At 66.9% G+C, this 17,039-nt stretch carries 14 protein-coding genes; 13 read left to right on the forward strand and 1 reads right to left on the reverse strand.

What is annotated here, in order from left to right:
- Positions 1 to 1,170 (reverse strand): serine/threonine protein kinase (locus tag ACXJKJ_RS28580; protein ID WP_457394433.1); only part of this gene is annotated, 1,170 nt, incomplete at its 3' end.
- Between the two features lie 156 nt (positions 1,171 to 1,326).
- On the opposite strand from ACXJKJ_RS28580, the gene tssA reads away from it, so the two are divergent.
- The 13 genes from tssA to ACXJKJ_RS28645 form a co-directional block, all read left to right on the forward strand.
- Positions 1,327 to 2,427 carry a type VI secretion system protein TssA gene (gene tssA, locus ACXJKJ_RS28585; protein WP_457394436.1) on the forward strand — a complete coding sequence of 367 codons (1,101 nt, stop codon included), beginning with the start codon at positions 1,327 to 1,329 and terminating at the stop codon, positions 2,425 to 2,427.
- Between the two features lie 104 nt (positions 2,428 to 2,531).
- Positions 2,532 to 3,026 carry a type VI secretion system contractile sheath small subunit gene (gene tssB / locus ACXJKJ_RS28590; RefSeq protein ID WP_457394438.1) on the forward strand — a complete coding sequence of 165 codons (495 nt, stop codon included), beginning with the start codon at positions 2,532 to 2,534 and terminating at the stop codon, positions 3,024 to 3,026.
- Between the two features lie 44 nt (positions 3,027 to 3,070).
- Entirely contained in the window at positions 3,071 to 4,564 is a 1,494-nt protein-coding gene (gene tssC / locus ACXJKJ_RS28595; protein WP_056194087.1) for a type VI secretion system contractile sheath large subunit, read from the forward strand.
- A gap of 95 nt (positions 4,565 to 4,659) precedes the next feature.
- Complete coding sequence (locus ACXJKJ_RS28600) at positions 4,660 to 5,160, forward strand: Hcp family type VI secretion system effector (RefSeq protein WP_056194090.1); 501 nt, start codon at positions 4,660 to 4,662, stop codon at positions 5,158 to 5,160.
- A 205-nt stretch (positions 5,161 to 5,365) separates the two neighbouring features.
- Entirely contained in the window at positions 5,366 to 5,914 is a 549-nt protein-coding gene (locus ACXJKJ_RS28605; RefSeq protein WP_457325940.1) for a hypothetical protein, read from the forward strand.
- Positions 5,914 to 6,783 (forward strand): hypothetical protein, encoded by an 870-nt coding sequence (locus tag ACXJKJ_RS28610; protein WP_457394441.1) that lies wholly within the window; start codon positions 5,914 to 5,916, stop codon positions 6,781 to 6,783. Before ACXJKJ_RS28605 ends, ACXJKJ_RS28610 begins: the two co-directional genes overlap by 1 nt.
- Before the next feature lie 6 nt (positions 6,784 to 6,789).
- Positions 6,790 to 7,359, forward strand: a complete 570-nt coding sequence (locus tag ACXJKJ_RS28615; protein ID WP_457394444.1) for a double zinc ribbon domain-containing protein — start codon at positions 6,790 to 6,792, stop codon at positions 7,357 to 7,359.
- On the forward strand, positions 7,349 to 8,200 hold the full coding sequence (locus tag ACXJKJ_RS28620; RefSeq protein WP_457394446.1) for a type VI secretion system accessory protein TagJ: 852 nt from the start codon (positions 7,349 to 7,351) through the stop codon (positions 8,198 to 8,200). Before ACXJKJ_RS28615 ends, ACXJKJ_RS28620 begins: the two co-directional genes overlap by 11 nt.
- Positions 8,200 to 8,736, forward strand: coding sequence for a type VI secretion system baseplate subunit TssE (tssE, locus tag ACXJKJ_RS28625; RefSeq protein ID WP_056194104.1), 537 nt, complete (start codon positions 8,200 to 8,202; stop codon positions 8,734 to 8,736). The genes ACXJKJ_RS28620 and tssE overlap by 1 nt, the downstream gene beginning before the upstream one ends.
- Positions 8,737 to 8,853: 117 nt before the next feature.
- Positions 8,854 to 10,725 carry a type VI secretion system baseplate subunit TssF gene (gene tssF, locus ACXJKJ_RS28630; RefSeq protein WP_056194107.1) on the forward strand — a complete coding sequence of 624 codons (1,872 nt, stop codon included), beginning with the start codon at positions 8,854 to 8,856 and terminating at the stop codon, positions 10,723 to 10,725.
- Positions 10,722 to 11,780, forward strand: coding sequence for a type VI secretion system baseplate subunit TssG (gene tssG, locus ACXJKJ_RS28635; protein WP_457394450.1), 1,059 nt, complete (start codon positions 10,722 to 10,724; stop codon positions 11,778 to 11,780). The genes tssF and tssG overlap by 4 nt, the downstream gene beginning before the upstream one ends.
- 154 nt (positions 11,781 to 11,934) lie before the next feature.
- Positions 11,935 to 14,610, forward strand: coding sequence for a type VI secretion system ATPase TssH (gene tssH / locus ACXJKJ_RS28640; protein ID WP_457394454.1), 2,676 nt, complete (start codon positions 11,935 to 11,937; stop codon positions 14,608 to 14,610).
- 39 nt (positions 14,611 to 14,649) lie between these two features.
- A partial coding sequence (locus ACXJKJ_RS28645) for a type VI secretion system Vgr family protein (RefSeq protein ID WP_457394457.1) occupies positions 14,650 to 17,039 on the forward strand: 2,390 nt, incomplete at its 3' end.

Consider the following 17,039-nt stretch of genomic DNA (forward strand, 5'->3'; position numbering starts at 1 on the left):
GCCCAGGCCAAGCCACAGCGGCCCGCGGCTCGCCGCCCGCTTGACGGCGGCTGGAGCCGGCGCCGCTGCAGCGGGCGCCTGGATCAGCGTCGCCATCTGGCCCGGCTTGGGYGCGTAGTGGCCTGCCAGGCCCAGGTCCTCACGGAACTCGGCCATGGACTGGGTGCGCTGGTCGGGCAACACCTGCAAGGCGCGGTCCACGGCCTTGACGAGGCGCTCGCTGTAGCGGCCCTTCGTGAGTTCACCCTGCCGGGCCAGCGGCACGTAGTCGTCCTTGACGATGCGGCCGACGCTGGGTGGCGGCGTGCGGCCGGTGATGGCGCAGTAGACGACGGCGGCCAGGGCGTAGACATCGGTCCACGGCCCCTGCTTCATGCTGGGCACCTCGGCGTACTGCTCGATGGGCGCATAGCCGGGCTTGAGGATGACGGTCAGCGCCTGCGTCATGTCGCCGATGACGCGGCGCGCGGCACCGAAGTCCAGCAACAGGGGGCGGCCGCTGCCGGCCACCAGGATGATGTTGTCGGGTGCGATGTCGCGGTGGTAGCAATGCTCGCCGTGCAGCACCAGCAGGGCCTCGGTCAGCGAGGCCAGCATGTCCATCAGCCAGGCTTCGCCGGGTGGCTCGGGCATTTCCTTCAGTGTCTCCTTCAGTGTCTTGCCTTCGATGAAGGGCATGACCATGAAGGCGGTGCCGTTGGCCTCCCAGAAACGGTAGACCTTGACGAGGGACGGRTGGTCGAACTGCGCSAGCAGCTTCGCCTCGTTGATGAAGCTCTTCAGGCCGGCCTCGAAGGTATCGCGGTGGCGTTCCGAGCGCACCCGCACCTGGGAGCTGTCGCCGCGCAGGGCCAGGGCGGCGGGCATGTATTCCTTGAGCGCCACCGTGCGCTCCAGCGCGTGGTCGCGGGCCAGGTAGACGATGCCGAAGCCACCTTCGCCGAGCACGCGGATGACCTCGAACTCGGCCTGGCGGCTGCCAACGGGCAAGGCGTTGCCGCCGTCCAGCCGGTCGAGGCTCGCAGGTGGTGCCCCGGGCGTAGCCGGGCCGCTTGCCATCACGGCGGGCACGGCTTCGTCAGGAGCAGGCGCCGCGGCGACGGGGCCGGTGGCGGCACTGGGCCGGATGATGGTCGCGTCGTTGTCTTCCGGGTCGCTGGAGGAGTTCATCGTTCAGGCGGGACGTCCAACCTGCTGAGTGACGCCACACGCCATTCCGTTCCCCTTGCCGGCAGACAGAGCTGCCGCAGGGAACTAAGCGGCGGCCCCAGTTACTTACCGCCCGAACTCCTGCCTGCCCTGATCGGCAAGCTCACCCGGACCACCATGGACAGCAATCCCTTCGACCCGTCGCCCGACACCGCACCGTCGCTCAGCAGCGACCCCGCGCTGGCGCCGTGGCTGCAGCCCGTGTCCGAGGATGAGGTCTGCGGCCCCGACCTGGAATACGACAACGACTTCCTGGCACTGACCCAGGCGGCTGCGGGCAAACCCGAAACCCAGTTCGCGTCCGCCGAGCCGCCCGACTGGCGAACCGTGCGCAGCCTGGCCGACGACATCAACGCCCGCACCCGCGACCTGCGCGTGGCCAACCTGCTGCTGCGCGCCCGGCTGCGCCTGGAAGGCTTCGCGACGCTGGCGCCGGGCCTGCGCCTGTTCGAAGAGCTGCTGACGCGCTGGTGGGACGAACTCCACCCCCGCCCCGAGGATGGCGACGCGTTTGCGCGGGTCAATGTCCTCAACGAGCTGGCCAGCCTGGACACCACGCTGGGCGACGTCCGTGCCAGCCTGGTGCTGAACGACCGCGGCATCGGCCAGATCAGCGTGCGCGACATCGAGATCGCCATGGGTGACCTGGCGGCGCGCGACGATGAATCGACACCCTCGCGCAGCCAGATCGAGAACATGCTGGCAGACGCCGTGGCCGGCTATCCGCTGCTCGCCACCCAGGCGCCCGCCGCCGTTGCGGCGCTGGATTCGCTGGTGGCCTGCCTGTCCGTGCGCCTCAACTATGGCGACGTGCCCGACTTCTCGGCGCTGCGCGCGATGCTGGACGCCGTCATCGCCGTCTCGCCGCGCCCGGTCAGCATCGACGCTTCGGCGGACGACCTCGCCGGCATGCTCAACGACCTGGGCATCGCCCAGGGCCAGGACGGCGGTGGCGACTCGCCCGCGCCTGCCCGCCGCGGCCGCAGCGGCGGTGGTGGCCTGGGCGCGATCGAGAGCCGCGCCGATGCCGTGCGTGCCATTGACCTGGTCTGCGCCTACCTCGAGAAGAACGAGCCCACCAACCCCGCGGCCGACCTGCTGCGCCGTGCGCAACGTCTCATCGACCGCAACTTCCTGCAGCTGGTACGAGAGTTTGCCCCCGAGGCCGTCGGCGAGGTGGCCCGTATGCTGGGCGTGGACCCTGAAAGCCTGCAGTAGTCGCAAGGAATGCCGCGATGTCGTCTTCATCAAAGCCCCTCCTGCAGTCCGTCGTGGCGCACCGCCTTTTGAATCCCTGAATCCCATCCGCAAGGAGCAATGACATGAGCAAGAGCAGCCAGAAATTCATCGCCCGCAACCGGGCCCCGCGGGTGCAGATCGAGTACGACGTCGAGCTCTACGGCGCCGAGAAGAAGGTGCAGCTGCCCTTCGTGATGGGCGTGATGGCCGACCTGTCCGGCAAGCCCGAGGACCCGCTGCCGCCGGTGGCCGACCGCAAGTTCCTCGAGATCGATGTCGACAACTTCGACTCGCGCATGAAGTCCATGAAGCCGCGCGTCGCCTTCCAGGTCGAGAACACGCTGACCGGCGAGGGCAACCTGCCGGTGGACATCACCTTCGAGAGCATGGACGACTTCTCGCCCGCCGCTGTGGCGCGCAAGGTCGAAGGCCTGAACAAGCTGCTCGAGGCCCGCCAGCAACTGTCCAACCTGATCACCTACATGGACGGCAAGAGCGGCGCCGGCGACCTGATCGCCAAGGTGTTGGCCGACCCCACGCTGCTGAAGACGCTGACCGACGCGCCCAAGGCTGAGTAAGCCGCAGCCCACAAGAACACCCTGAAACGACCGGAGTTTCAAACATGACCCAAGCGGAACAGTCAGCATCGGCCCTGGCGGGCGTGACCTTCGAAGGCAATGACTTCGCGGCACTGCTGAACAAGGAATTCAAGCCCAAGACCGAGGAGGCGCGCGGCGCCGTGGCGCAGGCCGTGCAGACGCTGGCCCAGCAGGCGCTGAGCAACACCACGCTGCTCAGCGACGACGCCGTCAAGACCATCGAGGCCATGATCGCGGCCATCGACAGCAAGCTCACCGAGCAGATCAACAAGATCATGCACCACGAGGACTTCCAGAAGCTGGAATCCGCCTGGCGCGGCCTGCACTACCTCGTCAACAACACCGAGACCGACGAGCAGCTCAAGATCCGCGTGATGAATGTCTCCAAGACCGACCTTGGCAAGACGCTCAAGCGCTTCAAGGGCACGGCCTGGGACCAGTCGCCGCTGTTCAAGCGCCTGTACGAAGAGGAATACGGCCAGTTCGGCGGCGAGCCCTATGGCTGCCTGGTGGGCGACTACCACTTCGACCACACGCCGCCCGACGTCGAGCTGCTCGGCGAACTGTCCAAGATCGCCGCCGCCGCCCACGCGCCGCTGGTGACCGGTGCCGCGCCGAGCGTCATGCAGATGGAAAGCTGGCAGGAACTCGCCAACCCGCGCGACCTGACCAAGATCTTCACGACGCCGGAGTACGCCGCCTGGCGGTCCCTGCGCGAGTCCGACGACGCCCGCTACCTGGCCCTGTGCATGCCGCGCTTCCTGTCGCGCGTGCCCTATGGCGCCAAGACCAGCCCGGTCGACGAGTTTGCCTTCGAGGAAGACACCGAGGGCGCCGACCACAGCAAGTACACCTGGTCCAACGCCGCCTATGCGATGGCCGTGAACATCAACAGTTCGTTCAAGCAGTACGGCTGGTGCTCGCGCATCCGCGGCATCGAATCCGGCGGCGCGGTGACCGGCCTGCCCACGCACACCTTCCCGACCGATGACGGCGGCGTGGACATGAAGTGCCCGACCGAGATCGCCATCTCCGACCGCCGCGAGGCCGAGCTGAGCAAGAACGGCTTCCTGTCGATGGTGCACCGCAAGAACAGTGACTTCGCGGCCTTCATCAGCGGCCAGTCGCTGCAAAAGCCCGCCGAGTACGACGACGCCGACGCGACCGCCAATGCGGCACTCGCGGCCCGCTTGCCCTATCTGTTCGCCTGCAACCGCTTCGCCCACTACCTGAAGTGCATCGTGCGCGACAAGGTCGGCTCCTTCAAGTCGCGCGACGCCATGGAGGACTGGCTCAACAGCTGGATCCTGAACTACGTCGACGGTGACCCGATGAACTCGTCGGAAGAGACCAAGGCCAGTCGCCCGCTCGCGGCCGCCCAGGTCGAGGTCTCGGAAGTGGAAGGCGCACCGGGCTACTACCAGTCCAAGTTCTACCTGAAGCCGCACTACCAGCTCGAAGGCCTGACCGTGTCGCTGCGGCTGGTGTCCAAGCTGCCGTCCGAGAAGTCCGCCTAAGACAGTTGGGAGAACTCGCCGGCGCGGGAGCAGGACGGGTCATCTCTCACCACCACCACAACACCCGCGCTTTGAACCCCTAAGGAGATATCAACATGGCAGTCAATGCATTCCTCACCTTCTTCGACAAGGCCGATGGCGAGTCCATCCAGAAGGGCAAGGAAAAGTGGATCGAGATCCAGGGCTGGGACTGGGAAGTCGAAGCCGAGACCAGCTGGACCAAGGGCGGCGGCGCGTCCGTCGGCAAGCCCAACCCCGGCAAGATGAACTGGGAGCACTACTTCGACACCTCGTCGACCGTGATCCTGGGCTATATCTGCACCGGCAAGGCCTTCCCCAAGGTCGAGCTGCAGATGATGAAGACCACGGGCAGTGCCACGCCCGAGACCTACTTCACGATGACGATGGAAGGTTGCTTCATCACCAAGGTCAACCAGAGCGGCACCGAGGAAGGCAACGTCACGCAGAAGGTCGAAATGGTCTTCAAGACCGTCAAGATCGAATACAAGCCGCAGGACAACAAGACCGGCAAGCTCGGCGCGCCCAAGACCTACAACTGGGACATCCCGGCCGGCACGGCTTCGCCGTCGGCCTGAACGGGCCCACCCCCTACCGGCTTCGCCGGCCCCCTCAAGGGGGCGCTGCCAGTGGCCCGGCACAGCGCTTGCGCTGCGGTGAAGGCTCATATCGCTTGGCGATGTGATGCCGGAGCCAAAGCCGGTTCCACGGCAGCCGCTGGGTCAGGCACTACATGCGCAAAGCTCGTTTGTCCTCTTCGTCGCAGCCTTCCTCTGACTGTTCATGAGTCGTTCGAACATCTTCATGCAACTCATCACCGGCGCCGGGCCGGTGGTGGGCGAGGGCCTGCTCGAAGGTTGGGAAGGCTCGATCGAGCTGCTGGAGTTCGGCTGGGGCATGCAGGCCCTCAAGGACCCCAAGAGCAAAGCCAGCGGCCTGGCCGCCGCGGCTGCTGCCGCTGCGGCCTCGATGGCGGGGCTGGGTACGCCCGTCAGCATCAAGATGCAGCCGCTGACCTTCAAGAAGCGGTTTGACGTCGGCTCCTCGCAGATGCATTTCTGCCTGGACAACCACCTGCCCGTGCTCAGCGCGTCCATCACGGTGCTGCACATCAAGCAGCAAGGCCGGGCCATCCATCAACCTGGCTTCACCGTCGTCTGTACCCAGGGCTACTTTGCCGACTGCACCCTGGAGGTGTCAGACGATGGCCTGTCCAAGGAGGTGAGGGAAAGCTGGACCCTCAACTTCAAGAACATCAAGATGATGTATCTGAAGACCCTCGGCAAGGACAACCTGCCCACGGCCCCCTTCTTCCACCCATTGGCCCTCTGATGTCCAACAACGGCGCCGACATCTTCCTGGTTCTGCTGCGCCCCACCCGCGTGCCGGTCGTGGGCGAAGCAGCGTCCGAAGGCTTCCAGGGGCAGATCCTGGTGGAGACGCTCAACTGGAAGCTGCACAACGAGGACGAGCGCAAGAACGCCAGCAAGGCGGCAGCGGCCTTCACCCTCGCGAGCGGCAGAGCAGACAAGCAAGGCAGCAACGAGTTGCGTGCGATGCATGCGGCAAGCGACGATTACCAGAAGCGGGACAAGAGGCTGCAGGAGTCTTTCGCGAAAGCCCAGCGTGGCGGCAATTTTTCCGAGGCAGACTGGAAAGCCCACCAGGACCAGCGCGATGCCCTCGGCGCGGCCTTCAACAAGAAGCTCGAAAGCATCGCCAGGGATCCGAACGCCTTCGCGCCTGCCGACCCGCAAAAAGCCGAAAAGGCGGCCACGCTGCAAGGCGAACGGGAGAAGCAGTACGCGGACCTCGAACGCAACCGCAATTTCGAGTTCACGTTCACCAAGCGGGTCGACATCGCCAGCACCCAGATGCTGAACTCGATGAAGGCGGGCAACATCTTCCCCTCGGGCACGCTCACCATCCACAGGCGCTCGGCGACGTTTCTGGACGGTACTTCGCTGATCTTCACCATCCAGAAGATCCGCCTGCTGGAATACGAGCTGGACGTGGTCGTGAACGAGACCATGACGGAGATGATGGAGAAGTGGACCTGCGAGTTCGGCTCGCTCGCCTACGTCTACAAGAACCCGCCGTCGCACTACTCGCACAGCAACACCGGCCAGGCCGTCGCCAAGACCGCGTCGCAGAACACGACGCGCGCCTTCACGATGAAGAACATCGGTTCTCCAATCTAAGCCCCCATGGCCCTGACCAATTACCGGGACGTCAGCACGTCGATGAGCGACGTGTCGGCCGGCTTCCAGTTCGAGTTCTTCTGCGAGAAATGCGGCGAGAGCTCACGCTCGGCCTTCAGGCCCTATCGCAAGGGCCAGATCACGGGCTGGCTGAGCCGTTTCGCATTCATGTTCTACGATCTGAACAAGGCCAGCCGCGCCACCGGCGCGTTTGCCGAAGCCGGTGGTGGCAGTGCCAAGGCCGAGGCCCTGGCCGAAGCCATGGCCGCCGCAGCACCGCTGTACGAGAAATGCACCGGCTGCCGCAAATGGGTAGGCCGCGAATGCTGGAACAGCAGCAGCAACAGCTGCCGCGATTGCGCCGCCCGTTCCACGCTGGATGCGGGTTCGGCCAGCCAGGGCGCCGCCAGCGGCGGTGGCTCGGCCTGCCCCAACTGCCAGACGCCCAGCCAGGGCGGGCGCTTCTGCCACGAATGCGGCTTCGACATGGCCAGCACGCACAAGAGCTGCCCGGCCTGCGGCATCACCCTCTCGCGGCAAGCCCGCTTCTGCACGGACTGCGGCCATGGCTTCTGATCCCATCGACATGACGCCCCAACAAGCTGCCGAAGAAGCCTTGCGCGCCGGCGACCCACGCACCGCACTCGCCAAGCTGACCGAGGCCGTGCGCGCCAAGCCGGCCGACCCCAAGCTGCGCACCTTCATGTCCCAGCTGCTCAGCGTGCTCGGCCAGTGGGAACGCGCCCACACCCAGCTCAATGTCGTCGCCGACATGGACAAGCTGGCCATCCCGATGCGCGAGACCGTCGGCCACGCCATCCGCTGCGAGCTGCTGCGCGCCCAGGTGTTTTCCGGCAAGCGCACGCCGGTTGTCTTCGGCCAGCCCGAGGCCTGGGTGGCCCAGTTGATCGAATCTCTCAAGCAGCAGGCCGAGGGCAACCACCAGCTTGCGGCCGACCTCGCCACCAAGGCCTTCGAGGCCGCGCCAACGAGTGCGGGCAGCATCGACGGCCAGCGCTTCGAGTGGCTGGCCGACGCCGATTCGCGCCTGGGCCCGGTGCTCGAGGTCTGCCTCAACGGCCACTACACCTGGGTGCCCTTCCAGCACCTGGCCAAGATTCATTTCGACGCGCCCGAGGACCTGCGCGACTGCGTCTGGATGCCGGCGCAGCTGAGCTTCACCAACGGCGGCAACAGCGTCGCCCTGGTGCCCACGCGCTATCCCGGTTCCGAGAAGAGCGAGGATGGCCTCATCAACCTGGCGCGCAAGACCGAATGGCAAGCACTGCCAGGCGAGGACCGCTATGCCGGCCTGGGCCAGCGCGTGCTGACCAGCGACATCGGCGACCACGACCTGATGGCCGTCAGAGAAATTCTCTTCGACGCCAGCGAGGCCACGCAGACCGAAGGCAACTGATGGCCAGCTTCGGTGCCCAGGACCGCCTCCAACCCTCGCTGCTGGACCGGCTCACCGACAACGATGCCAGCTCCAAGGTCGAGGCCCTCGAGGCCCGCGTACTGAGCCGCAAGCAGCTGCGTGAGGCCGTGCTGCGCGACCTCTCCTGGCTGTTCAACGCGGTGTGTGAAGAGCCGGACATCGGCAACCGCAACGACCCCGAACGCACGGCGCTATGGAAGAGCCTGCCGCATGCCCGCGACTCGGTGCTGAACTTCGGCATCCTGCCCCTGACCGGGCAGACCATGACCATCCACCAGTTCCCCCTCATCGAGGCCCAGGTGCGCCAGGCCATCATCCGCTTCGAGCCGCGACTGGACCCGGACACGGTGGAGGTGCGCATCGCCAACGACATGAGCACCGGCCTGCGCCCCACCAGCCTGCGCCTGACCATCAAGGGCCAGATGTGGAACCAGCCAGTGCCGCTGGAGTTGCTGCTCAGCGCTGACGTAGACGTGGATACTGGTCAAGCCGCCGTGCGTGATATGCGCGGCTGAAACAATGAACATGGCCACAGAGACACAGAGGCACAGAGAAACTGAAGGAAGAGTCTCGTATTCCTCCGTGCCTCTGTGCCTCTGTGGCTGTGTTTCCCGGCTGCGTCGGAACCCCTGATGGACCCCCGCCTCCTTCGCTACTACAACCAGGAACTGCGCTATCTCCGCGAGATGGGCGGCGAGTTCGCGCGCGAGTTCCCGAAGATCGCTGGCCGCCTGGGCATGGAAGGCCTGGAAGTCGCCGACCCCTATGTCGAGCGCCTGCTCGAAGGCACGGCCTTCCTCGCAGCCCGCGTGCAGCTCAAGCAGGACGCCGAATTCCCCCAGCTTGCCCAGGCGCTGCTGGACATGGTCTGCCCCAACCTCGGCGCGCCGATCCCGTCCATGCTGGTGGCCCAGCTCGAGCCGGCTCAGGACCCCAACCTGATTGCCGGCTTCACGCTGCCGCGCGGCAGCGCGCTGATGGGCGCGCGCACGCCGCTGGGGCCAACGCGCTGCGAGTTCCGCACCGCCCAGCCGGTCACGCTGACGCCCATCCGGGTCAGCCAGGTCGAGTACTTCCTCAGCGCCACCGACATCAATTTCAGCGGCCTGCCGCTGCGCGAGCGACCCAAGAGCGGCGTGCGTGTGCGCATGGAGCTGCCCAGCGGCATGAGCTTCTCGCGGCTGCCGCTGGACAGCCTGCGCTTCTTCATGGGCGGGCTGCAGGACGTGGCGCTGAAGCTGCACGAGCTCGCCACCTGCCGCTGCGTGGGCGTGCTGGCCGGGCCTGGTGGCAAGGAGGCTGCGGCCAAGCGCCAGTTCATCCCGGCCAGCCGCGTGCACCACGTCGGCCTGGCCGATGACGAGGCCATGCTGCCGGTGACGCTGCGCGGCCTGTCCGGCACGCGGCTGATGCAGGAGTACTTCGCCTTCCCGCAGCGCTTCCTGTTCATCGACGTGGCCGGCCTCAAGCCCAGCTTCGCCGCCTGCACGGGCAACAGCTTCGAGCTGGTGCTGCTGTTCGACCGCTACGAAGCCAGCCTGGAGGGTGGCGGCGAACCGGCCAACTTCAGCCTGAATTGCGTGCCGGCCATCAACCTCTTCGAGCGCCGCGCCGAGCGCATCACGGTCGACGACAGCGCCACCGCCTTCCAGGTCATCCCCGACCGGCTGGCCGGCGCCGACTTCGAGGTGTTCGACGTCGCCTCGGTCACCGGCTTCTCCAGCGACACCGACGAGCTGCAGTTCCTGCCGCTGTTCGACGTGCCCCACGCCGACCCGGCCGGCGCCTCCGGCTATTTCAGCCTGCTGCGCGAGCCGCGTCTGGCCAGCGACCGCGCCAAGCGCGAGGGGCCGCGCTCGGCCTATGTCGGCAGCGAGGTCTTTTTGTCCCTGGTCGACCTGCAGCGCGCGCCCTACCGGGCCGATCTGCGCCAGCTGGCCGCCAAGATCCGCTGCACCAACCGCGACCTGCCGCTCTTCATGCCCGCCGGCCGCGATCATGGTGGCCTGACGCTGGAGACCCGTGCGCCCGTCGACCATGTCGCCGTCGTGGCCGGCCCGTCGCGGCCCGGCAGCGCGGCGCGCGAAGGCGCACTGGCCTGGCGGCTGCTGTCCCTGCTATCGCTGAACTACCTGTCCCTTGTCGACGAGGACCCCGAGCGCGGTGCGCTGGCCCTGCGCGAACTGCTCGGCCTGTTCGGCCAAAGCTCCGGCGCCGGCCTGCTGCGGCAGATCGAAGGCGTGCGCTCCGTCACCACGCTGCCCATCGTGCGCCGCCATCCGGCGCCAGGCCCCATCGCCTTCGGCCGCGGGTTGGAGGTGCAGCTGACGGTGGACGAACTCTCCTTCGAAGGTGGCAGCGCGACGCTGCTGGGCGCCGTGCTGCACCACTACTTCAGCCGCCATGTGTCGATGAACAGTTTTGTCCAGACGCTGCTGGTCTCGCGCACCCGCGGCGAGTTGAAGCGCTGGCAACCGCTGCCGGGCGCCAGGGCAGTGTTGTGAGCGCAAAGCCTGAGCCATCGATCTTCGACGCGCTGGCCGCGCGCCCGGGCCGCTTCGACCTCTTCCAGGCGCTGCGCCGCATCGAGGCCGCCCACGCCGACAAGCCGCGCCTGGGCGACGCGCTGCGCCCAGGCGACGAGCCGGTGCGCTTTGCCAGCGAACCGGCGCTGAACTTCGCGCCGACGGCCATCACCAAACTGGCAGCCAACGACCACGGACCGCCACGCCTCGTGCAGCGGGTGCTGAGCCTGTTCGGCCCCAATGGTGCCCTGCCCACGCACCTGACCGAATACGCCCGCGAGCGGGCCATGCACCACGGCGACCGCACCTTCGCGGCCTTTGCCGACATGCTGCTGCATCGCTTCGGCCTGCTCTTCTACCGGGCCTGGGCGCGCGCCAACCCGGTGGTGGGTATGGATCGCAGCCGCGACGCGCCCATCGTGCGCCATGTGGGCGCCCTCATCGGCCTGGCCGAGCCGTCGCTGCGCGAGCGCGACGCCTTGGGAGACTTCCCCAAGCTCTATTTCGCCGGCCGCCTGGCTCGCTCGGCGCGCGATGCCGATGGCCTGCAGAGCTGGATCGCGCTGCGCTTCCGTGTGCCCGCCCTGGTGCAGCAGTTCAGCGGCCACTGGATGCCGTTGGGGCCTGAAGAACGCACCCGACTCGTCAAGCACGACGGCGTGGCCCTGGGGCGCGGCGCCGTGCTGGGCCGCCAGGTCTGGGATGTGCAGCACAAGTTCCGCATCGAGATCGGCCCCCTGGGCTGGGAGGCATTCCAGGCCTTCCTGCCTTCGGGCCCGCATCTGCCGGCCCTGCAGGCCATGGTGAGGCAATACGTCGGCCAGGAGTTCGCCTGGGATGTGCGCCTGCGCCTCAAACCCGCCGAGGTGCCGGCCTGGCCGCTGGGCAGGCAACCCGGCGTGGGCATGCTGGGGCGCAGCGCCTGGCTCAACAGCCAGCGCCCGCGCAAGCGGGCCGACCAGCTGCTGATGAACGTCGAGAGCATCTGCCGCGGGCCGTTGAAAGCCTCGCTCGCGCCCCAGCACCTCCGCTGAGAGACGCAACACAGCCACAGAGGCACAGAGGCACAGAGGCACAGAGAAGTTCTGCATTCCTCCGTGTCTCCGTGCCTCTGTGGCTGTGTTTTGAATCCATTGCACAGGGAACCGAACGGCGGCCTTGGTCACTTAGCACCGAGGAGAACTGGAAATGACTGACATCAGCCGCCAAGCCCTGTTCGGCAAGCTCAACCCGCTGGCCTACAAATCCATCGAAGGCGCCACCGTCTTCTGCAAGCTCAGGGGCAACCCTTATGTCGAGCTGGTGCACTGGATCACCCAGCTGCTGGAGAACAACGAATCCGACGTCAGCGCCATCGTGCGCCACTACGGGCTGGACGCCGCCGCGCTTGCGCGTGACGTGACGACCGCGCTGGACCGGCTGCCGCGCGGCTCGACGGCCATCAGCGACTTCTCCGAGCACATCACCCACGCCATCCAGCAGGGCTGGGTCTATTCGACGCTGATGTACGGCGATGCCCAGGTGCGCAGCGGCCACCTGCTGCTGGCGCTGCTGTCCACGCGCTCGCTGCGTGAAGCGCTGTTCGGCATCTCGCGCCAGTTCGAGAAGATCAAGGCCGATGACCTGGCCGACAAGCTGCAAAGCCTGGTCGGCAAGACCGGCGAAGCCGGCCTGGGCGCCACCGACGGCAGCGCGTTGAACAGCGCGCAACCCGGCCAAGCCGAGGGCGCGATGGCTCCCGCCGCCATGGGCCGCCAGGAGGCGCTGAAGAAGTTCACCGTCGACCTGACCGAGAAGGCGCGCAAGGGCGAGATCGATCCGGTGACCGGTCGCGACGACGAGATCCGCCAGATCGTCGACATCCTGATGCGCCGCCGCCAGAACAACCCGCTGCTGACCGGCGAGGCCGGCGTCGGCAAGACGGCCGTGGTGGAAGGCTTTGCGCTGCGCCTGGCGCGCGGCGACGTGCCGCCGCCCATGCAGGGCGTGACGCTGCTGACGCTGGACATCGGCCTGCTGCAGGCCGGCGCGTCGATGAAGGGCGAGTTCGAGCAGCGCCTGCGCCAGGTCATCGACGAGGTGCAGGGCAGCCCCACGCCCATCATCCTGTTCATCGACGAGATCCACACGCTGGTGGGCGCTGGTGGTGCGGCCGGCACGGGCGACGCGGCCAATCTGCTGAAACCGGCCCTGGCGCGTGGCAACTTGCGCACCGTGGGCGCCACGACCTGGGCCGAATACAAGAAGTACATCGAGAAGGACCCGGCGCTGACCCGCCGCTTCCAGACCGTGCAGGTCGAGGAGCCCGACGAGAAGAAGGCCATCCTGATGCTGCGCGGTGTGGCCACCGTGCTGGAGAAGCACCACAAGGTCCAGTTGCTCGATGAGGCCATCGAGGCGGCCGTCAAGCTGTCGCACCGCTACATCCCGGCCCGCCAGCTGCCCGACAAGGCCGTCAGCCTGCTCGACACCGCCTGCGCCCGCGTCGCCGTCAGCCAGCATGCGATGCCGGCCGAGGTGGAGGATTGCAAGCGTCGCATCGAGTCGCTGGAGATCGAGCAGGGCATCATCGGCCGCGAGGCTCAGGTCGGCGTGCACATCGGCGACCGCGGCGTGTCGGTGGAAGAGAAGCTGGCCAACGAGCGCGCGCGCCTCGCGACGCTGGAAGTGCGCTGGCAGCAGGAGAAGGATGTCGTCGCCAAGATCCTGGAGCTGCGCGCCAAGTTGCGCGGTGATGGCCAGCCGGTGGACGAAGCAGCTTCAGCCCAACCCGACCGCGACGGCCTGCTGGGCGAGATGCACGCCGCCCAGGCCCAGCTAGCCGAGCTGCAAGGCGACGCCCCGCTGATCCTGCCCTCGGTCGACGCGCAGGCCGTGGCCAGCGTCGTCGCTGACTGGACCGGCATCCCCGTCGGCCGCATGGTCAAGAACGAGCTGGAAGCCGTGCTGCGCCTGGGCGCCACGCTAGGCCAGCGCGTCATCGGCCAGCAGCATGGCCTGGACATGATCGCCCGGCGCATCCAGACCTCGCGCGCCAAGCTGGACAACCCCAACAAACCCATCGGCGTCTTCATGCTGTGCGGCACCTCGGGTGTGGGCAAGACCGAGACGGCGCTGGCGCTGGCCGAATCGCTGTACGGCGGCGAGCAGAACGTCATCACCATCAACATGAGCGAGTACCAGGAGTCGCACACCGTCTCCACGCTCAAGGGCGCGCCTCCGGGCTACGTGGGCTACGGCGAGGGCGGCGTGCTGACCGAGGCCGTGCGCCGCCGGCCCTACAGCGTCGTGCTGCTGGACGAGGTCGAGAAGGCCCACCCCGACGTGCACGAACTCTTCTTCCAGGTCTTCGACAAGGGCTGGATGGAGGACGGCGAAGGCCGCATGATCGACTTCAAGAACACCATCATCCTGCTGACCAGCAATGTGGGTTCCGAGCTCATCATGAACATGTGCCGCGACCCCGAGCTGCTGCCCGACCCCGAGTCGCTGGCCACGGCCCTGACCGAGCCGCTGCAGAAGGTTTTCCCGCCGGCGCTGCTGGGCCGCATCGTCACGATCCCCTACTACCCGCTGAGCGATGAGATGCTGGCCCGCATCGTGCGCCTGCAGCTCGGCCGCATCGTCAAGCGCGTCGCCGAGAACCACCGCATCCCGTTCGAGTACAGCGACGCAGCGGTGGAGCTCATCGTCAAGCGCTGCAACAACGCGGAGTCGGGCGGCCGCATCATCGACGCCATCCTGACCAACACGGTGCTGCCCAAGGTGTCGATTGAATACCTGTCGCGCACGGCCTCGGGTCAGCCGCTGGCGCGCGTCAGCCTCGGTGTCGCCGATGGCGATTTCAGCTATGCCTTCGACTGAAGCTGAGCCGCGCGCGGAGATGCCGACATGAGCAGTGTGATGTCCATCACCACCAAGCTGGGTGGTGAAAAGTTGCTGGTCTTGCGCATGGAGGGTCGGGAGCAGCTCGGCGCGCTGCCCGAGTGGCAGGTCGACCTGGTCGGCAACGTCAGCCTGCTGGGCGTGCGCGAGTCCATCGACCTGCACGCCCTGCTGGGCTCGCGTGCCAATGTCAGCATCGAGCATGGTGCCAAGCGTCACTTCAATGGCTTCATCACCGAAGTCCAGCGCGGTGAACGCCATGGCCGCTTTGACTCCTTCCGCATCACCATGCGGCCCTGGACCTGGTTCGCCACGCGCACGCGCAACTCCAAGGTGTTCCAGAACAAGAGCGTGAAGGACATCGTCACCGCCGTCCTCACGCCCTACAGCGCCGACTTCGCCTGGCGGCTGCAGGACGCCGCGGTCTACAAGCCGCTCGAGTATTGCGTGCAGTACCAGGAATCGGACTTCGACTTCGTCAGCCGTTTGCTGGAAGAGTTCGGCATCTACTATTTCTTCGAGCACACCAGCACCACCCACACCCTGGTGCTGATCGACTCGATGGGCAAGCACAAGGCCAAGACGGGCGACAAGACCGTCAAATGGTCCCACAAGCTCGATGCCACCAAGCCCACCCTCGTCGACTGGAAGATGGTCGAGGAAGTGCATTCGGTCAAGGCCGTGGTGCGCGACTACGACTACCTCGCGACGGCGTCTGCCATCCAGCAGGAGCACAGCGCGCTGCCCACGGCGGCGACCGCCAAGCTCGGCGACGCCGAGGTCTATGAGTTCCCGGCGCGTGCAGTGCAAAACCAGGTCAAGCCCGACGCGCAGCCGACCGCGGCGGCCGCCATTCGCGTCGCCAAGATGCGGCTGGAAGAGCTGCAGTCGCTGCAGCAGATCTACACCGGCACCACCAACTGCAACGACATCACGGTGGGCGCCACCTTCGATCTCGAAGACGCCCTGAATGCGGCCGACGACGACAGCTACCTGATCGTCGGCATGAACTTCCACGCCGAGTTCGCCGACCACGAGGCCATCGACGATCTCAGGTCCCTGCCGCGCCGCCGCGACGGCGTGATCGCCAATCTCATGTGCATCAGCACGGGCGGCAATGCCTTCCGCCCGCAGCGCCGCACGCCGCGGCCCATCATGTACGGGCCGCAGACGGCCATCGTCGTCGGCGCCTCGGGCAACGAGGTGGAGACCGACAAGCACGGCCGCATCAAGGTGCAGTTCCACTGGGACCGCCTGGGCGAGAACAACGAAAACAGCTCCTGCTTCGTGCGCCTGTCCCAGCCCTGGGCGGGCAAGGGCATGGGGCTGTGGATGATCCCGCGCGTCGGCCACGAAGTGGTCGTCAGCTTCATCGGCGGCGACCCCGACCGGCCCCTCATCACGGGCTCGGTGCACAACGACATCAACACGCCCATCTATCCCCTGCCCGCCAATTCCGACATCAGCGGCTGGCGCACCCACTCGACCAAGAACGGCGCGGCCGACGCTCGCCATGAACTGCGTTTCGACGACAAGACGGGCAAGGAATACGTCTGGCTGCAATCGCAGAAGAACTTCCATCGCCACGTGAAGGAAGACGCCTTCGACTGGATCGAGATGAACGAGACCAAGAAGGTCAAGCTCACGCGCAAGGAGGTCGTCGGCGAGAACTGGTATGTCAACGTCGGCAAGGACGTCATGCACGACCTCGGCAAGGACCTGCACACCAAGGTCGCCGGTGACATCTTCACGACGGGTGCGGCCACCTACCAGCTCAAGCTTGAGAAAGACTTCAACGCCAAGGTCGGTGCCGACTACGGACTTGACGTCACCGGCAAGACGGCCGTCAAGGCCGGCGGCGACATCAACCTGCAAAGCGGCGGCGCGGGCAACTTCAAGACGACCGGCAACCTGGTCGGCGAGGCCGGTGCCAAGCTGTCGCTGAAGGCCACAGCCGACCTGTTGATGCAAGCCGTCAACATCAAGGCCAAGGGCAGCGCCGAGATCGTGCTGGAGGCCACGGCCGGCATCAAGATCGTCTGCGGCGGCTCGGTCATCACGCTGGGCCCGGCGGGCGTCACCATCGACGGGCCGCTCGTCAAGGTCAACTGCGGCGGTGGCGGCGGCTCCGCCGGCGCAGCCGAGAGCGCGGCCGCGGCCGAGCCCAAGGCGCCGGAAGACGCCATGAACCAGGAACTGCTGACGTCCGCCAAGGCCACGGACTACGACAAGCTTTTTGAAGACCCCTTGACCGTCGGCCAAGAGGCGCCAAACACCGCCGCCGCGGCCAATGCGAGCGCGGACGCCGCAGCAGCGGCCAAGGCCGCCGCTGAAGCCGCCGCGGCCGCCGCCGCCGCTGCGGCCCGTGCGGCCAAGATCCGCGCTGCCGCCCTCGCCGGCGCTGCCGC

The organism is Roseateles sp. P5_E1 (assembly GCF_054049335.1).

Coding starts and splice junctions, on each gene's coding strand:
- ACXJKJ_RS28615 (WP_457394444.1), top strand. CDS start 6,790: ATGGCCCTGACCAATTACCGGGACGTCAGCACGTCGATGAGCGACGTG.
- ACXJKJ_RS28600 (WP_056194090.1), top strand. CDS start 4,660: ATGGCAGTCAATGCATTCCTCACCTTCTTCGACAAGGCCGATGGCGAG.
- tssC (WP_056194087.1), top strand. CDS start 3,071: ATGACCCAAGCGGAACAGTCAGCATCGGCCCTGGCGGGCGTGACCTTC.
- tssF (WP_056194107.1), top strand. CDS start 8,854: ATGGACCCCCGCCTCCTTCGCTACTACAACCAGGAACTGCGCTATCTC.
- tssE (WP_056194104.1), top strand. CDS start 8,200: ATGGCCAGCTTCGGTGCCCAGGACCGCCTCCAACCCTCGCTGCTGGAC.
- tssA (WP_457394436.1), top strand. CDS start 1,327: ATGGACAGCAATCCCTTCGACCCGTCGCCCGACACCGCACCGTCGCTC.
- ACXJKJ_RS28620 (WP_457394446.1), top strand. CDS start 7,349: ATGGCTTCTGATCCCATCGACATGACGCCCCAACAAGCTGCCGAAGAA.
- ACXJKJ_RS28605 (WP_457325940.1), top strand. CDS start 5,366: ATGAGTCGTTCGAACATCTTCATGCAACTCATCACCGGCGCCGGGCCG.
- tssH (WP_457394454.1), top strand. CDS start 11,935: ATGACTGACATCAGCCGCCAAGCCCTGTTCGGCAAGCTCAACCCGCTG.
- tssB (WP_457394438.1), top strand. CDS start 2,532: ATGAGCAAGAGCAGCCAGAAATTCATCGCCCGCAACCGGGCCCCGCGG.
- ACXJKJ_RS28610 (WP_457394441.1), top strand. CDS start 5,914: ATGTCCAACAACGGCGCCGACATCTTCCTGGTTCTGCTGCGCCCCACC.